Here is a 12,566-nt window from a genome sequence, read left to right on the forward strand (position 1 = left end):
GTCGTGACGCCCGTCGTGGTCGTGGCGGCCATCGTGGTCGTGCCGACCGTCGTGGTCGTCACGGCCGTCGTGGTCGTGCCGACCCTCGTGGTCGTGGCGGCCGTCGTGGTCGTCGTGACGCCCGTCGTGGTCGTGGCGGCCATCGTGGTCGTGCCGACCGTCGTGGTCGTCACGGCCGTCGTGGTCGTGCCGACCCTCGTGGTCGTCGTGGCGACCGTCGTGGTCGTGACGGCCATCGTGGTCGTGACGGCCATCGTGGTCGTGACGGCCATCGTGGTCGTGACGCCCGTGGTCGTGACGGCCGTGGTCGTCATCGTCGCAGTCGTCGTCGTCACGGTCGTGGCGACCGTCGTGGTCGTGGCGACCGTCGTGGTCATGGCGGCCGTCATGGTCACCGCGGTCGTGGTCGTGGTCCGGGCCGTTGGTCTCCGGGACGGCCTCGACAACGGGCAGGCTGCCGAAGGCGTAGGCAGGGGCGACCGGAGCCGCGCAGACGGCGACGACGGTCGCGGCACCGCATATGGCGGAGCGGATTGAGTGCATGGTGTTACCTCCTTGATCCGAGGCTCACCCGGCGACGCGCCGACCGCATCCGCAGCGTATCCGTCTTGCTCCATTCGGTGACCAATCCGTTTTCCGGTCACCCTCGGTATCCGGAATCCGGGCATGCGAAAGCCCCCTGCCCGCGGTCTTCCCGCAGGCAGGGGGCTTCGGCCCGGTGCGGTCCGGTTACTTCTTCTTGCCCTGGTTCTTCACGGCCTCGATGGCGGCCTTGGCGGCCTCCGGGTCGAGGTACGTGCCGCCGGCCTTGACCGGGCGGAAGTCGGCGTCGAGCTCGTAGGCGAGCGGGATGCCGGTGGGGATGTTCAGGCCCGCGATGTCGGCGTCGGAGACGCCGTCGAGGTGCTTGACCAGCGCGCGCAGGCTGTTGCCGTGCGCGGCGACCAGGACCGTACGGCCGGCGAGCAGGTCCGGGACGATGCCGTCGTACCAGTACGGCAGCATGCGGACGACGACGTCCTTGAGGCACTCGGTGCGCGGGCGCAGCTCCGAGGGGATCGAGGCGTAGCGCGGGTCGTCGCTCTGCGAGAACTCGGTACCGTCCTCGAGCGCCGGCGGCGGGGTGTCGTAGGAGCGGCGCCAGAGCATGAACTGGTCCTCGCCGAACTCGGCGAGGGTCTGGGCCTTGTCCTTGCCCTGGAGAGCGCCGTAGTGGCGCTCGTTCAGCCGCCAGGAGCGGTGAACGGGGATCCAGTGGCGGTCGGCGGCCTCCAGGGCCAGCTGCGCGGTGCGGATGGCGCGCTTCTGGAGGGAGGTGTGGACCACGTCGGGGAGCAGGCCGGCGTCCTTGAGGAGCTCACCGCCCCGGATCGCTTCCTTCTCGCCCTTGTCGTTGAGGTTGACGTCCACCCAGCCGGTGAACAGGTTCTTCGCGTTCCACTCGCTCTCGCCGTGGCGGAGGAGGATCAGCTTGTACGGTGCGTCGGCCATGCCCATGAGCGTAATCGACGGTGGGGGTGGCGCTGTGCGCGCTGTCCGTGCCAGCGGTCGGCGGCCGGCGGCCGCGTCAGCTCTCGTCGCGCGTCAGGTTCGTGAACGCGTCGAGGTTGCGCGTGGACTCCCCCCGCGACGTGCGCCACGCGTACTCCTTGCGGATCGCGGTCGCGAAGCCCATCTCCAGCAGGGTGTTGAAGCTGCCGTCCGCGTGCTCCAGCACGGTGCCGAGGATCCGGTCGATCTCGTCCGGGGTCACCGCGGCCAGCGGCAGCCTGCCGACGAGGTAGATGTCGCCGAGCCGGTCGATCGCGTACGACACCCCGTACAGGCGGGTGTTGCGTTCCAGCAGCCAGCGGTGGACGGCGGGGTGGTTCTCGTCGGGGCAGCGGACGACGAAGGCGTTGACCGACAGCGAGTGCTTGCCGACGATCAGCGAGACGGTCGTGGACAGCTTGCGGGTGCCGGGGAGCTTCACGACGTACGTGCCGTCGGCCGGGCTCTCCCATTCGAGTCCGGCCTCGTGGAACGTCTGCTCGATGACGGATTTCGCGTCAGACATGGGTCGAGCGTAGGCGACGCCGCCGCTCGGTGATCGCCGCGGTGTACACATCGGCCGTGGCGGACGCGGCCGTGTCCCAGCCGAAGGACCGCGCGTGCCGGGCCGCGGCGTCGCCCATCCGGTCCACCAGGGCCGGTTCGTCGGCGAAGCGGCCCAGCGCCCGCGCGTAGTCGGCGGGGTCGTGGCCGTCGACGAGGAAGCCGCTGACACCGTCGCGCACGGCCACTGGCAGGCCGCCCACGGCCGCCGCGACGACGGGCGTGCCGCACGCCTGGGCCTCGGCGGCGACCAGGCCGAAGGACTCGCTGTAGGACGGCATGACCAGCACGGACGCGGCGCGGTACCAGTCCGCGAGCTGCTCCTGGCCGACCGGCGGGCGGAAGCGGACGACGTCGGATATGCCCAGGTAGGCGGCGAGCTTCTGCAGCCCCTCGGGCTTGGCGAGGCCGCTGCCGCTGGGGCCGCCGACGACGGGGACGACGACGCGCGGGCGCAGCTCCGGCCGCTGGTCGAGGAGGTCGGCGACGGCGCGCAGCAGGACGTCGGGGGCCTTGAGCGGCTGGATGCGGCCGGCGAAGAGCGGGATCAGGGCGTCGGCGGGCAGGCCGAGCCGTTCGCGGGCGGCCGCCCGGCCGTCGGCGGGGGTGAAGCGGTCGAGGTTCACGCCGGGGTGGACGACGGCGACCTTGGCGGGGTCGGCCTCGTAGTGGTGGATGAGCTCCTCGGCCTCGCCGTCGGTGTTGGCGATGAGGCGGTCGGCGGCCCGGACGATCTGGGTCTCGCCGATCACCCGGGCGGCGGGCTCGGGGGTGTCGCCCTCGGCGAGGGCGGCGTTCTTGACCTTGGCCATGGTGTGCATGGCGTGCACGAGGGGGACGCCCCAGCGCTCGGCGGCGAGCCAGCCGACGTGGCCGGAGAGCCAGTAGTGGGAGTGGACGAGGTCGTAGTGGCCGGGCCGGTGGCCGGCCCACGCCCGCATCACGCCGTGGGTGAAGGCGCAGAGCTGTGCGGGCAGTTCCTCCTTGGCCAGGCCCTCGTACGGGCCGGCGTCGATGTGCCGTACGAGCACGCCGGGGGCCAGCTCCACGGCGGGCGGGAGCGTGCCGGTGGTGGCGCGCGTGAAGATCTCGACCTCGATGTTGATCGCGGCGAGGCGCTTGGCCAGCTCGACGATGTAGACGTTCATGCCGCCCGCGTCGCCCGTGCCGGGCTGGTGCAGCGGGGAGGTGTGGACGCTCAGCATCGCGATGCGGCGGGGCCTGCGGGCGGCTCCCAGGCGCCGGAGCGGAGTGCCGGCGAGCGTGCCGAGCGCGCGGCCGCGGCGGGCGCCGAGCCTGGATGCGTACTGGCTCACCGTGCGTGTCCTCCATCCGCCTTCGGGCGTGCACCACCTGTCACCTGTGGCAACGCCGTGGAGCCGGGTCCCCTTCCCCTCCCCTCGCCGCTTTACCAAAGCGTGACGTGCGGCACCGGAATCCGCCTGCCATAGGGTTTCTTCCATGGCCCCCCGCACTGCCCCGCCCGGCCGTCCCGTCGGTTCGGTGACGCGCGGGACGACCAACCCCAACCGGCTGCGCCGCATGGACCGCTGGATCGCCGACACGCACGGCGCCGCGCTGCGGTCGAGCGCGGACCCGGTCGCGGTCGACCTCGGCTACGGCGCCGCGCCGTGGACGGCGGTCGAGCTGCTGGGGCGGCTGCGGACGGTGTGCGCGGACGCGGAGGTCGTCGGCGTGGAGATCGAGCCGGCGCGGGTCGCGGCGGCGAAGCCGTACGAGCGGGAGGGGCTGTCCTTCCGGCACGGCGGTTTCGAGGTGCCGCTGGGCGGCGGCCGTCGGCCGGCGCTGATCCGCGCGGCGAACGTCCTGCGGCAGTACGACGAGGCCGAGGTCGCGGCGGTGTGGGCCCGGCTGTGCGCGCGGCTCGCTCCGGACGGGCTGCTCGTGGAGGGCACGTGCGACGAGATCGGGCGCCGGCACGTGTGGGTGGCGCTGGGCCCGGAAGGCCCGCGCACGGTCACCTTCGCCACCCGTCTCGGCTCCCTGGCCACCCCCTCCGACCTGGCGGAACGCCTGCCCAAGGCGCTCATCCACCGCAATGTCCCGGGCGAACCGGTGCACGCGTTCCTCCGCGACTTCGACCGCGCGTGGGCCCTGGCCGCGCCGTACGCGCCGCTGAGCGCCCGGCAGCGGTGGATCCGCGCGGTGTCGTCCCTGCGGTCGGACTGGCCGGTGACGGACGGCCCGCGGCGCTGGCGCCAGGGCGAGGTCACCCTGCGCTGGGAGGCGCTTGCGCCTTGCGGCTAGCGGCCGGGCCAGTGTCCCGGCAGGTCTTCGGCCGCGGGCCGTCCTTGCCGCCTGCGGCGGCGGGCGCCCTGCGGGCGCGTCCTCAAACGCCGGACGGGCTCGAATGCGGACGGGCTCGAATGCGGACGGGCTCAGCCAATCCCAGCCCGTCCGGCGATTGAGAACACCGCCGCGCGCCCAGCCGACCCTCACCCCACCCCCGGAACCTCCAGGAACTCATCCACCAGCACGCGGTCCCGCTCCTCCGTCACACGGCGGCGGGCCGCCGTCGGGGGCAGCCACAGGACGCGGTCCACCTCTCGGGTCGGCGCGAACGCGCCGGACGTGGCACGGGCCGCCCAGTAGCGGACCTCCTTCGGGCGGCCCGCCGCGACGTACCGCGCGGTCGGCAGCGGGGCGCCGGGCTCGCACTCCATGCCCGTCTCCTCGCGGACCTCGCGCACCGCGCACTCCAGGGCGCCCTCACCGCGCTTGAGCTTGCCCTTGGGATGTGACCAGTCGTCATATTTGGGTCGGTGGACCAGTGCTATCTCCAGCCGCCCGTCGTACGGCGAGAGCCGCCACAGCACACACCCCGCCGCCAGCACGACATCGTTCACCACGTCGTTCACGGCGCCGCCACCGCCATCCGCTGCCAGATCCGGCCGAAGGCGAACCGTGCCGCCTCCACCTCGTGGCGCTGGTCGGCGTGGAGCACGCCGAGGGCGTACGCCGTGGCGGGCGCGATGCGCGGGGTGCGGGCGGCGGCGGCCGCGGCGGCCGCCGCCTCGGCGGCGTCGCGGTGGCGGTCCAGGGCCTGGTTCGCGCTCAGGAGGCGGATGGCCAGGGGCGTCTCGGCCCCCTGCTCGTCCAGCACCTCCTGCGCGTACCGCCGCAGTCGCACCAGGCGTCGCACCTGGTGCCAGGGCGCGTCCTGCCGCCCCTCGGGGGGCGGCGCGTCGGAGGAGGTGGTCGCGGCGAGGCCGTGGGTGAGGGCCTCGGCGTTGTAGGGGTGCCCGGCGACCGTCAGCGGCAGCGCCTCCGCCGCCTCCATCAGCCGGCGGTGGGACTGCTCGGCCAGGCGTGGCAGGGCCTCGTGGGCGAGCAGGTCGTGCGCGGCGGGGTCCAGCGGCACCTCGGACGCGAGGACCGCCGCGGCGTCGGCCACGGCGTGGAAGCGCGAGGAGCCCAGCACCTGGAGCGCCGCGGAGTGGGCGCGCGTACGGGCCAGCGTCAGCTGCCGCTCCAGCAGCGCCCCGGCGCGGGCGGCTCCGACGGTCAGCCCGCCGCGCTCCGCGGACGGTTCCGTCCCCGAGAGCCGGTGCAGCGCGCCCCGCAGCCGGGCCAGCCGCGCGGTGTAGGCGTGTTCGCGGCCGAGCGTGTCGGACAGCCACGCCATCTCCGTACGGATCAGGTCCGTCCGGTTCGCCTCCGTGAGCAGCCGGTAGACGTGCAGCGTCCCGGAGATCCGGCGGGCCGAGCGGCGCAGCAGCCGGGCGGCCTCGGTCGCGTCCTCGGCGTCGGCGCCGCTGTCGCCGTGCAGCCGCAGGCTGCGCAGGAAGTCCGCCGCCTGCGCGTGCAGATAGGCGGACAGCACCTCCCCGGCGGTCGTCCCGTCCGTCGCCGCGTGTGGTGTCGTTGTCGTTGTCGTCATGTCCCGTCTCCCCGCCGCGGCGGCCGTAAGCGGCGGGTCATGGGGTCGCTGAGCCACGCCGGCGCCTCCGGGCGTCAATGAGCATCTCCTGTACGTTCCGCAGCGGGTGCCCGTCGGCGTCCGTCGCATGTCGGGTCCAGTCGCCGTCCGGGCCGAGGTGCCAGGAGGCCGTGGAGTCGGACGTCCCCGTGTCCAGCAGCCGGCAGAGCGAGGCCCGGTGGCCGGGGTCGGTGACCCGGACCAGTGCCTCGATGCGCCGGTCGAGGTTGCGGTGCATCATGTCGGCGCTGCCGAGCCAGACTTCCGGGTCGCCGCCGTTGCCGAACGCGAAGACGCGCGAGTGTTCCAGGAACCGGCCCAGGACGCTGCGCACCCGGATGTTCTCCGACAGCCCCTTCACACCGGGCCGCAGCGCGCAGATGCCGCGGACCCACACGTCCACCGGCACGCCGGCCCGCGCCGCCCGGTAGAGGGCGTCGATGACCGCCTCGTCCACCATGGAGTTGACCTTGACGCGGATGGAGGCGGGCCGTCCGGCGCGGTGGTGCGCGACCTCCTTGGCGATGCGGGCGATCAGCCCGTCGCGCAGGGATCTGGGGGCGACCAGCAGCCGTCTGTAGGTCTCGCGGCGCGAGTAGCCGGACAGCCGGTTGAAGAGGTCGGAGAGGTCGGCGCCGACCTGCGGGTCGGCGGTGAGCAGGCCGAGGTCCTCGTACAGCCGGGCGGTCTTGGGGTGGTAATTGCCCGTTCCCACATGGGAGTAGCGGCGCAGCGTCTCGCCCTCCTGCCGCACCACCAGGGACAGCTTGCAGTGCGTCTTCAGCCCGACCAGCCCGTAGACGACGTGGCAGCCGGCCTCCTCCAGCTTCCGCGCCCATTTGATGTTGGCCTGCTCGTCGAAGCGCGCCTTGATCTCGACGAGGACGAGCACCTGTTTCCCGGACTCGGCGGCGTCTATCAGCGCGTCCACGATGGGCGAGTCGCCGGAGGTGCGGTACAGCGTCTGCTTGATCGCCAGCACGTCCGGGTCGGCGGCGGCCTGTTCCATGAACGCCTGGACGGAGGTGGAGAAGGAGTCGTAGGGGTGGTGGAGCAGCACGTCCCGCTCGCGCAGGGCCGCGAAGACGTCGGGCGCGGACGCGGACTCGACCTCGGCGAGGTCCCGGTGGGTGCCGGCGACGAACTTGGGGTACTTCAGCTCGGGGTGGTCCAGGGCGGCGATGCGGAAGAGCGCGGTGAGGTCGAGCGGGCCGGGCAGCGGATAGACCTCGGCGTCGGTGATCTTCAGCTCGCGGACGAGCAGGTCCAGGACGTACGGGTCGATGGTCTCCTCGACCTCCAGCCGTACGGGCGGGCCGAAGCGGCGCCGCATGAGCTCCTTCTCCAGGGCCTGGAGGAGGTTCTCCGCGTCGTCCTCCTCGACCTCCAGGTCCTCGTTGCGGGTGACCCGGAACATGTGGTGGGCGAGCACCACCATGCCGGGGAAGAGCTCCTCCAGGTGCGCGGCGATGACGTCCTCCAGGGGGACGTACCGCTGCGGTGACGCCTCCAGGAAGCGGGAGAGCAGCGGCGGGACCTTCACGCGCGCGAAGTGGTCGTGGCCGCTGACGGGGTTGCGGACGACCACGGCGAGGTTGAGGGAGAGCCCGGAGATGTACGGGAAGGGGTGCGCGGGGTCGACGGCCAGCGGGGTCAGCACGGGGAAGATCTGCTGCCGGAAGAGCGTGAAGAGCCGCTCCTGTTCCTTCTCGGTCAGGTCGGCCCAGCGGATCAGGTGGATGCCGCGCTCGGCGAGCTCGGGGGCGACGTCCTGCTGGTAGCAGGCGGCGTGCCGGGCCATGAGCTCGCGGGAGCGGTTCCAGATCAGCTCCAGGACCTCGCGGGGCTGGAGGCCGGAGGCGGAGCGGGTGGCCACCCCGGTGGCTATGCGCCGCTTGAGGCCGGCGACGCGGACCATGAAGAACTCGTCCAGGTTGCTCGCGAAGATCGCCAGGAAGTTCGCTCGTTCGAGGAGCGGGGTGGCCGGGTCCTCGGCCAGCTCCAGCACCCGCTCGTTGAAGGCCAGCCAGCTGCGCTCGCGGTCCAGGAAGCGGCCGTGCGGCAGCGGCTCGTCGTCGCGGGAGCCGTCGGGGTCGTAGGGCCCGAGGGAGCCCTCCGCCTCGTCCGCGTAGGCGGCGTCGCCGTAGGTGCCCAGGTCCGAGGCGTCGAGGTCGGGCTCCAGGGCCGGTGCGGCCGGGGAGACGACCGCGTACGGGCGGTGCGCGGCGATGGATCCGACCGAGGGCTGCGGGTTGCCGAAGCCGTCTCCCCGCGGCCGGGGGGAAGGGTCGTGTGCCGGGGCGCCGGAGGACTGGGTCATGTCTTCATTGTTCCGCGCGAGGGGCGTCACGGGCGCGTCGGAGACGTGCACGGGCGGGGGCTCCGGGGCGGTGCGGAGCCTCCGGCCGGGGGCGTGGGGCACAGCGGGCTGCATTCGGTCAGAGTCGCAACCGCGTTTGAATCACAGGTAACGCCCACATGGCGCGCAGGGAAGCGGAACCCCTCTCGGTGGCGTCACCGGGGGCCCGGGGGCGCTCAGGGGTGGGTACGCCGCAGCCACCACACCGTGCCGGCGCCGATCGCGGCGGCGAGGGCCAGCAGGATGCCCGCCTGGATCCACTGCGTGGGCCACAGGTGGGAGGCGGGGTGGTAGTCGAGGTACCAGCCGGTGCCGCCGTGGTCGGCGAGGCACTGTTCGGGCCGTACGCCGATGCCGCAGTCGGGCTCGGGGACGCGCCCGCCGGAGGCGGTGAGGATGCCGCGCTCGACCGGCCAGGTGGTGTCGCCGGCGAGCCCGGCCATCTCGGGGCTGAGCTTCGTCACGGGGCTGACCAGGTACGGGCGTACCGCCCCCAGCGGCCAGGTCAGGACGAGCCAGGCCAGGGCGGTGCCTGCCATGGCGGGCAGCGTGCGTTTGACCAGCAGGCCGACGAGGGCACCGAGGACGACGGCGAGCAGGGAGCCCGCGACGGGCGCGGGGCCGAGCGCGTCGAAGGACTCGTACCAGTGCTGTCCGGGCAGCAGGTTGCCGGAGTCGACCTCGCTCACGGTCCGCCAGGCCCAGGTGTACAGCGCCGACAGCGCGGAGACCCCGGCGAGCACGGCCACGGCGGGCAGCGCGAGCTTGGCCAGGAGCCAGTGCAGGGGGGAGACGGACTGCGTCCAGGCCACCCGGTACGTACCGTTCTCCAGCTCGCGCGCCACCATCGGGCCCGCCACGAACGCACCGGTCAGCAGGGGCAGATACGAGATCAGGAGGCCGTTGTAGTGCAGGGCGTCGCCGTAGCCGGACCGGAACCGCTCCACGGCCGACCACTTCGCCATGCAGGGTTCCGGGTCGGCGCAGGCGGAGCGCAGTGCGTGGGCGTCGAGGTAGCCGTCCATCGCGTCGCGCAGCCAGACCAGCTCGGCGCAGAGCGCGAGGAACGCGGCGAGCACGATCCAGGACGTGACGCGGTGCTGCCGCCAGACGGTCCAGGCGAGCCCGCGTACGGGCGTGCGGCGCCCTGCGGCGGAGGTCGTCGTGGTCATGCCGCCGCCTTCCGGGACCGGGGCTCGGCGCTGGGCGCGAGGAGCGGTGGGGCGCCGGGGGCGCGGAGGTGGGCGAGGAGCAGTTCCTCCAGGGACGGCTCGGAGGCCCGCCACTGCCCGCCGACGGGCCCCTCGGGGCGTACGAGCGCGGTGAGCTGACGGCCCGTGACCCGCGACTCGACGACCGTGTGGGCGGCGAACTCCCGGGGCGTGCCGGTGCCTTCGTGCCTGCCCACGAGGACGGTGTGCGCGGCGAGGAGGTCCTCGACCTCGCCCGCGAGGCGCACCCGCCCGTCGGCCATCAGCAGCAGGTAGTCGCAGACCCCGTCGAGCTCGGCGAGGACGTGCGAGGCCATGACGACGGTGGTGGCGTGCTCGGCGGCCTCGCCCATGAGGGCGGCCATCATCTCGTGGCGTACGAGCGGGTCGAGGTCGGCCATCGGCTCGTCGAGGAGCAGCAGTGCGGGCCGCTTGCCCATGGCGAGGGCGAGGGCGACGCGGGTGCGCTGGCCGCCCGAGAGGTCGCCGACGCGGGCGTGCGGGGAGAGGCCGGCGTCGCCCACGAGCCGATCGGCGGTGGCCTGGTGCCAGCGGCCGGGGTTGAGTTCGCGGCCCATGCGCAGGGTGTCGGCGATCGTGAAGCGGGGGTAGAGCGGCTTGTCCTGGGAGAGGAGGGCGACGGCCGGGCGGACGGCCGGGGCGCCGGGGCGGCCGCCGAAGACGGTGAGCGAGCCCTCGGCGGGCCGCCGCAGGCCGGCCACCAGGGACAGCAGCGTCGACTTGCCGGCGCCGTTGGGGCCGACGAGCGCGCAGACCCGGCCCGCGGGCAGCCGGAAGGAGCAGTCGCGCAGCGCCCAGCGGCGCCGGTACCGCGCGCCCAGGCCCACCGCTTCCACGGCGGTGCGCTCGGGATGGAAGGTCAGGTCGGTCATCCGGTCGTCCCCTTGTCCACGTCGTACGAGCCGGCCCGCGCGGGACCGTCGTCCTCGCCGAAGCTCTCCTCCAGGACGGAGGCGAACAGCGCGGCCACGTCCTCCCGGTCGAGCCCGGCCGCGCGGGCGCGTGCCGTCCAGTCGGCGAGTTCGGCGCGCAGGGGCGAGTCGGCGGCGGCCTGCGGACGGGCCAGCGAGCGCCGTACGAAGGTGCCGAGCCCCGGGCGTGCCTCGACGAGGCCCTCGCGGTCGAGCTCGCGGTAGGCCTTCAGGACGGTGTTGGGGTTGATGGCCGTGGCCGCGACGACCTCTTTGGCCGTGGGCAGCTTGTCGCCGGGGGTGAGCAGGCCCAGCCGGAGGGCTTGTTCGACCTGCTGGACGATCTGGAGATAGGTGGCGACACCGCTGCGCCGGTCGATGCGGAACTCGACCACGGCGCATCACCCTTTCACTACTTGACTAGTGAAAGGGTGATGGACGGGAACGGCGCCTGTCAAACGGAGGTCAGGGCCCGACGGAAACGACGGGCCCGGCCGGTCAGCTCTCCGTGCGGTACATCAGGTCGGTCTCGTGCACCAGGAAACCGAGGCCCTCGTAGACGGCGACCGCCGCGGGGTTGTCGGCGTCGACGTAGAGCATCGCGGTCGGCAGGCCCCGGGCCGCCAGGTGCCGCAGCCCGACGGTGGTCAGCGCCTTGCCGAGCCCGCCGCCCTGCGCGCCGGGCCGCACCCCCACCACGTACACCTCGCCCAGGTCCTCGTCGGCGTGCACCTTCGTCCAGTGGAAGCCGACGATCTCACCACCCCTCTCGGCCAGGAAGAAGCCCTCGGGGTCGAACCAGCTCGCGGCCTTGCGGTCGTCGAGGTCGCGCTGGGTCAGCGAGCCCTGCTCCGGGTGGTGCGAGAAGGCCGCCGCGTTCACCGCCAGCCAGGCGGCGTCGTCCTCGCCGGGCCGGAAGGTCCGTACGGACACGCCCTCGGGGAAGACGGGGTCGGCGAGGTCCAGGCCGGCCAGCGGACGCCGCATCTGGCGCAGCTCGCGGAAGAGGCTCATCCCCAGCACCTGCGCGAGGTGCCGGGCGGCGGGGTGGCCGCCGTGCGCCCAGACCCGCAGCCGCTTGCCCGACTCGGCCAGCAGGGCGTTGCCCAGGGCGCGTCCGTGCCCGCGGCCGCGGTGGCCCGGGTGGACGACGAGCTCGCCCGCCGGGGCCTCCACCGGGTCGCTGTCCTCCAGCTGCCCGTATCCGACGAGCTCGCCCTCGGTATTGCGCACCAGCACATGACGTACGCCCGGGCGCCGCCCCTTGAGCTGGAGGCGGCCCTGCTCGGAGACGGCCGGCTGGCCGTCCACGACCGCGGCCTCGGTCACCAGCCGCAGCACGTCCCGCGCCCGCTCGGGCGCCAGCTCGTCCAGTACCTCGATCGACCGCTGTCCGCCTACGTCATTCACCACGTCAGTCATGGTGTGAGCCTACGACCCAGGGGTGGCGGGACCCGGTCAGCGTCGGCCGTTGAGGAATCCGATGACGGTGGCGCCCCACCAACCGAGCTGCGAGACCAGGACGGTGGAGGCGCAGCGGGCGACGAAGAAGCGGCTCGCCGTGCCGCCGGAGGCGTACGCGCCGGACAGGGACGCCAGACGCGGCCGCAGGGTCCACGCGTGCACGCCGTTGAGGGCCACGAGGAGGACGAGGCCGAGCTTGACCTGGGTGAGCGGGCTACCGGCGGCCGGGTGGAGCAGCACGCCGCTGGTGACAAGTCCGGCCAGGCCGAGCCAGATCGGCAGGTGGACGGCGTCCGCCGTGCGCAGGACCTCCGGCAGGGGGCGCCGCCCCAGCAGCCACAGCAGCCCGAGCCAGTCGACGGTCAGCACCGCGCCGAAGCCCACGACCAGGGAGACCAGGTGGACGAAGAGCGCCACGTCGTGGAGGAGCGGGTCGGCCGTCAGGTGGACGGCGGTCCAGACGGCCGCCGCCCACACCGCGCACACGCCCGCCACGGCGGCGCCGACGAGGACCGCCCCGCCGAGGACGGGCGTGGGGGCAGGGGCGGAATGGGCGGTCACGTGGT

Annotated in this window: 13 protein-coding genes; 2 read left to right on the plus strand and 11 right to left on the minus strand. The window is 73.6% G+C overall.

Annotated features, from left to right (window positions below; translation table 11 throughout):
* A partial coding sequence (locus ACZ303_RS14805) for a hypothetical protein (protein WP_467338829.1) occupies nucleotides 1-537 on the plus strand: 537 nt, incomplete at its 5' end.
* 192 nt (nucleotides 538-729) lie between these two features.
* Here the strand turns inward: ACZ303_RS14805 and ACZ303_RS14810 are convergent.
* The 3 genes from ACZ303_RS14810 to mshA form a co-directional block, all read right to left on the minus strand.
* Nucleotides 730-1,491, minus strand: coding sequence for a phosphoglyceromutase (locus ACZ303_RS14810; protein ID WP_467338831.1), 762 nt, complete (start codon nucleotides 1,489-1,491; stop codon nucleotides 730-732).
* Nucleotides 1,492-1,567: 76 nt separating this feature from the next.
* On the minus strand, nucleotides 1,568-2,056 hold the full coding sequence (locus tag ACZ303_RS14815; protein WP_467338833.1) for a type III secretion system chaperone family protein: 489 nt from the start codon (nucleotides 2,054-2,056) through the stop codon (nucleotides 1,568-1,570).
* Nucleotides 2,049-3,410 carry a D-inositol-3-phosphate glycosyltransferase gene (gene mshA, locus ACZ303_RS14820; RefSeq protein WP_467338835.1) on the minus strand — a complete coding sequence of 454 codons (1,362 nt, stop codon included), beginning with the start codon at nucleotides 3,408-3,410 and terminating at the stop codon, nucleotides 2,049-2,051. Before mshA ends, ACZ303_RS14815 begins: the two co-directional genes overlap by 8 nt.
* A 145-nt stretch (nucleotides 3,411-3,555) precedes the next feature.
* On the opposite strand from mshA, the gene ACZ303_RS14825 reads away from it, so the two are divergent.
* Entirely contained in the window at nucleotides 3,556-4,362 is an 807-nt protein-coding gene (locus tag ACZ303_RS14825) for a methyltransferase domain-containing protein (RefSeq protein ID WP_467338837.1), read from the plus strand.
* Between the two features lie 188 nt (nucleotides 4,363-4,550).
* On the opposite strand, the gene ACZ303_RS14830 is transcribed toward ACZ303_RS14825, so the two are convergent.
* The 8 genes from ACZ303_RS14830 to ACZ303_RS14865 all read right to left on the minus strand — a co-directional run bounded on the left by ACZ303_RS14830 (nucleotide 4,551) and on the right by ACZ303_RS14865 (nucleotide 12,561).
* Nucleotides 4,551-4,973 (minus strand): NUDIX hydrolase, encoded by a 423-nt coding sequence (locus tag ACZ303_RS14830; protein ID WP_467338839.1) that lies wholly within the window; start codon nucleotides 4,971-4,973, stop codon nucleotides 4,551-4,553.
* On the minus strand, nucleotides 4,970-5,995 hold the full coding sequence (locus ACZ303_RS14835) for a CHAD domain-containing protein (RefSeq protein ID WP_467338841.1): 1,026 nt from the start codon (nucleotides 5,993-5,995) through the stop codon (nucleotides 4,970-4,972). The genes ACZ303_RS14830 and ACZ303_RS14835 overlap by 4 nt, the downstream gene beginning before the upstream one ends.
* A 37-nt stretch (nucleotides 5,996-6,032) precedes the next feature.
* Nucleotides 6,033-8,354: an RNA degradosome polyphosphate kinase gene (locus ACZ303_RS14840; RefSeq protein WP_467338843.1), complete on the minus strand. Its 2,322-nt coding sequence runs from the start codon at nucleotides 8,352-8,354 to the stop codon at nucleotides 6,033-6,035.
* Between the two features lie 215 nt (nucleotides 8,355-8,569).
* Entirely contained in the window at nucleotides 8,570-9,565 is a 996-nt protein-coding gene (locus ACZ303_RS14845; RefSeq protein WP_467338845.1) for a hypothetical protein, read from the minus strand.
* Nucleotides 9,562-10,497 (minus strand): ABC transporter ATP-binding protein, encoded by a 936-nt coding sequence (locus ACZ303_RS14850; RefSeq protein WP_467338847.1) that lies wholly within the window; start codon nucleotides 10,495-10,497, stop codon nucleotides 9,562-9,564. The genes ACZ303_RS14845 and ACZ303_RS14850 overlap by 4 nt, the downstream gene beginning before the upstream one ends.
* The gene (locus ACZ303_RS14855) at nucleotides 10,494-10,931 is read right to left on the minus strand and encodes a GntR family transcriptional regulator (RefSeq protein WP_467338849.1); all 438 of its coding nucleotides are present in this window, start codon (nucleotides 10,929-10,931) and stop codon (nucleotides 10,494-10,496) included. The genes ACZ303_RS14850 and ACZ303_RS14855 overlap by 4 nt, the downstream gene beginning before the upstream one ends.
* Nucleotides 10,932-11,034: 103 nt before the next feature.
* Nucleotides 11,035-11,958, minus strand: coding sequence for a mycothiol synthase (gene mshD, locus ACZ303_RS14860; protein WP_467338851.1), 924 nt, complete (start codon nucleotides 11,956-11,958; stop codon nucleotides 11,035-11,037).
* Nucleotides 11,959-11,994: 36 nt separating this feature from the next.
* Nucleotides 11,995-12,561 carry a hypothetical protein gene (locus tag ACZ303_RS14865; RefSeq protein WP_467338853.1) on the minus strand — a complete coding sequence of 189 codons (567 nt, stop codon included), beginning with the start codon at nucleotides 12,559-12,561 and terminating at the stop codon, nucleotides 11,995-11,997.
* Nucleotides 12,562-12,566 lie beyond the last annotated feature (5 nt).

This window comes from Streptomyces sp. NPDC023527 (genome assembly GCF_055560115.1).